This window comes from Thalassobaculum sp., assembly GCF_040219615.1.
GTDB lineage: Bacteria > Pseudomonadota > Alphaproteobacteria > Thalassobaculales > Thalassobaculaceae > Thalassobaculum_A.
Genome location: NZ_JAVJSE010000027.1, coordinates 1 through 4,116, shown reverse-complemented (window position 1 = coordinate 4,116; position 4,116 = coordinate 1). Strand labels below are relative to the sequence as shown.

Below are 4,116 nucleotides of genomic sequence, written 5' to 3'. Positions count from 1 at the left end.
CTGCTGGCCGACCTCCTCCAGGGTGTGGTCGGTGTTCATGCCGATGCCGAAGCGCATGCGCAGCACCCGCTCCTCGCGCGGGGTCAGGCTGGCCAGCACCCGCGTGGTGGTCTCGCGCAGGTTGGCGTGGATCGCCGCGTCGAGCGGCTGGACCGCGTTCTTGTCCTCGATGAAGTCGCCGAGGTGGCTGTCCTCCTCGTCGCCGATCGGGGTCTCGAGGCTGATCGGCTCCTTGGCGATCTTCAGGACCTTGCGGACCTTCTCCAGCGGCATCACCAGCTTCTCGGCCAGTTCCTCCGGAGTCGGCTCGCGGCCGATCTCGTGCAGCATCTGGCGCGAGGTGCGGACCAGCTTGTTGATGGTCTCGATCATGTGGACCGGGATCCGGATGGTCCGGGCCTGGTCGGCGATCGACCGGGTGATCGCCTGCCGGATCCACCAGGTGGCGTAGGTCGAGAACTTGTAGCCGCGGCGGTACTCGAACTTGTCTACCGCCTTCATCAGGCCGATGTTGCCCTCCTGGATCAGGTCCAGGAACTGCAGCCCGCGGTTGGTGTATTTCTTGGCGATCGAGATCACCAGGCGCAGGTTGGCCTCGACCATTTCCTTCTTGGCCCGGCCGGCCTCGCGCTCGCCCTTCTGCACGGTCTGCACGATGCGGCGGAACTCGCCGATGGTCAGGCCGGCATCGGCCGAGATCAGGCCGAGATGCTCGCGCGCCTCGGCGACCTCGTCGGCCGCCATGTCGGCGAACCGCTTCCAGCGGGTGTCGATCGACGACACCCGGTCCAGCCAGTCCGGCTCCAGCTCGTTGCCGAAATGCTGCTCCATGAAGCTCTTGCGGCCGACGCCGACGCTGTCGGCCAGCTTCCACAGCCGGATGTCGACCTGGCTGAGCCGGCGGTTCAACGTGTAGAGCTGCTCGACCAGCGCCTCGATGCGACCGTTGTTCAGCCGCACGCTCTCCATGCCCTCGATCAGCTCGCCCTTGAGCTTCTCGTATTTGCGCTCGGTGGTGCGGGCCAGCTCCTCGCCGCCCTTCAGCTTGTCGATGCGGCGCTTCTGCATGCGCGCCAGCTTGCCGTAGGTGTCGGCGATCCGGTCGAAGGTCTCCAGCACCTGCGGCAGCAGCTGCTGCTCCATGGCGGACAGCGACAGGTTGTTCTCCTCGCCGTCGTCGCCGTCCTCCTCCTCGCCCTCGGTCTCGGCCCCTTCCTCGCTGGTGGACTCGGCGCTCTCGCCGGTGTCCATCTCGGCGCCGTAGGTCGCCTCGAGGTCGATGACGTCGCGCAGCAGGATGCCGCCTTCCTTGAGCTGGTCGCGCCAGGTCACCAGCGCGCGCATGGTCAGCGGGCTCTCGCAGATCCCGCCGATCATCATCTCGCGGCCGGCCTCGATGCGCTTGGCGATGGCGATCTCGCCCTCGCGCGACAGCAGCTCGACCGAGCCCATCTCGCGCAGATACATGCGCACCGGGTCGTCGGTGCGGCCGACGTCCTCGTCGGAGACGTTGCCGGCGACGGCGCCGTCGCTCTCCTCCTTCTCGGCGGTCTGGTCGCCGTCGTCCTCGTTCTCGACGACGTTGACGCCCATCTCGTTGAGGGCGCTCATGATGTCCTCGATCTGCTCGGAGGACATCTCTTCCTGGGGCAGCGCCGCGTTGACCTCGTCATAGGTCAGGAAGCCGCGCTCCTTGCCCTTCTTGATGAGGTTCTTGACCGCCGTGTTGATGTTGTCCATCAACGGACCGTCCTGGGCCGTCTCCTCCCGCTCGCGGGTGTCCTCGTCCTCGGTGGTCGCCGCTGCCGCCGCTTTCGTCGCCATCGTCCCTCGACTTTCCTTCGTTGCCGGTGCCCGTCTCGGCGCCGCCATCACCCAGCATCCTCCAGGGAGGCACCGGCCGTAATCTGTTGCAGGGCCTGCAGGAGCCCCGTCACCCGATTCATATCCGCTTCGCTCATCGACGCTTCGGCGATCCGCCGTGCGTCTGCGAGCTGTCGTTCCAACCGCCCCCGTCCCACGCGCGAGACCAACTCGATCAGCCCGGCGCGGGCCTCCGAATGCGTAGCGTTCGGACGGGCGAACGCCGCATGCGAGAGCGTTTCCGCCCCCAGCAAGCCGTTCACCGTGTCCGAGTAGCCCAACGCTCTGAGATGGCTCGCGAGGCCCGCGGCGTCAAGATCCGGATCCGCCTCGGTGATCTCTAGGATTTCGCGCCTGAGCTTGTCAAGAAACTGGTCATCCAGTTCCAGATGCGCAAGGGTCTCGCCCAATTCGTCGAGCAGTCCCGGATGATGGATCACGGTGGCCAGGATGAGCTGCTGCTGCCGGCGCCCCAGGACCGTGTCGAGCCGCGCCCGCGCCGCCTTGCTGCCGCTCGGCTCGACCGGCGGCGGCGTCCACTTGCCGCCCTTGTACGAGCCGCGCGGCGCTCCGCCGCCCCGCCGGAACTCCGGGGGCCGGCGCATGGTGGCTATGCGCACCTCGATCTCGTCGGCGTAGCTCTGCTGGACGGTCCGCTCGGCGATCGCCCGGACCCGGTCGCGCAGCCGGCGCCAGAAGTCGGCCCGCCGCTCCGGCGTGTCGATCGACCCCGCCGACGCCTCGATCGCCCACAGCCGGTCGACCAGCGGTTCCGCCGCCTCCAGCAGCTTGCGGAAGCCACCGGGCCCGTCGCGCCGGGTCAGGCTGTCCGGGTCCTCGCCCTCGGGCAGCGCCACGAAGCGCAGGGAGTGGCCGGGCTGCAGCATCGGCAGGGCACGCTCGCAGGCCCGCGCCGCCGCCCGCTGACCGGCATTGTCGCCGTCGAAGCACACGGTCGGCTCCGGCACGATCTTCCAGAGCTCGGCGATCTGGTCCTCGGTCAGCGCGGTGCCGAGCGGGGCAACGGCGGGGATCTGCACCTGGGCCAGGGCAATGACGTCCATATAGCCCTCGGCGACCACCAGGGTGCCGGACTTGTGGGCCGCCTCGCGCGCCTGGGCCAGGCCGTACAGCACCCGGCCCTTGTGGAACAGCGGGGTGTCGGGCGAGTTCAGGTATTTCGGCTGGCCGTCCCCCAGGACCCGGCCGCCGAAGGCGATGATCCGGCCGCGCCGGTCGGTGATCGGGAACAGCACCCGGCCGCGCATGTAGTCGCCGGTCTCGCCGGCCCGCGGGCCGTCGTCGTAGCGCTTGACCAGCCCGGCCTCGACCAGCACGTCGACCTCGACGCCCTCGGCCTTCATGGCGCGCTGCAGTGCCTTGCGGTCCTCCGGTGCCCAGCCCAGCCGGAAACGGGCGATGGTCTCGTCCGTCAGGCCGCGGTCCCGCAGGTAGCGCAGGCCGGCGTCGCCGGCAGACGTATGGAGCTGGCGCTCGTACCAGCGGCAGGCCAGGTCGACCACGTCCTGCAGGGTGCGCCTGCGGTCGGCCTTCTCGCGGTCCTCGGGGGTCTCCTTCGGCACGTCGAGCCCGGCCTGGGCCGCCAGCTGCTCGACCGCCTCCATGAAGCCGAGGCCCTCCGACTCCATGACGAACTTGATCACGTCGCCATGCGCGCCGCAGGCGAAGCAGTGGTAGAAGCCCTTGTCGTCGACGATGTTCAGCGACGGCTTGCTGTCGCTGTGGAACGGGCACAGCGCCACGAACTCGCGGCCCTTGCGGACGAGCTGATGGCGGCGCCCGACCACGCTCGACACCGACACGCGGTCGCGAAGCTCGTCGAGGAAGCCTTGGGGCAGAGCCATGCGGGCGATCGGGTCCGGTGGGACGGTGACGAGGGCCGCCGAGTGTACTCCTTATGGAGCGACGCGTGGAGTCGGCAATGCCGGGCGTCCGTCGCCCCGTGGGTTCCGGCTCGGCCGCGCCGGGGTGGCGCGTCCGTCCGGAATGCGGTCGGAAGGGGGTGGGGCCGTTCGCGCTGCGTTGACGTCATTCCGGACCGGACCGCGGGCGGCGGGGCGGCGCCGGAACCCACGGCGCGACCGGCTTCGAGGCGGTGTCAATTTTGAAGTGCAACGTTCTGTGGCGTGGTCTGATCATCGGCGACTAGTTTTGGAAGACCTCGTTTGGGGTGAGGAAGTCGAGGATTTTCCGGGGTCTGTCGTTGAGGCGCTCGGCAATGTCATTGAGGTG

General features: G+C 68.9%; 2 protein-coding genes. Both read right to left on the bottom strand.

Translation table 11 applies throughout. From position 1 onward, the window contains the following. Window positions 1–1,824: RNA polymerase sigma factor RpoD (rpoD, locus tag RIC31_RS14800; RefSeq protein WP_350108981.1), on the bottom strand; the 1,824-nt coding region annotated here is incomplete at its 3' end. Between the two features lie 47 nt (window positions 1,825–1,871). After that, entirely contained in the window at window positions 1,872–3,728 is a 1,857-nt protein-coding gene (gene dnaG / locus RIC31_RS14795; protein ID WP_350108978.1) for a DNA primase, read from the bottom strand. Window positions 3,729–4,116 lie beyond the last annotated feature (388 nt).

Coding starts and splice junctions, on each gene's coding strand:
- dnaG (WP_350108978.1), bottom strand. CDS start 3,728: ATGGCTCTGCCCCAAGGCTTCCTCGACGAGCTTCGCGACCGCGTGTCG.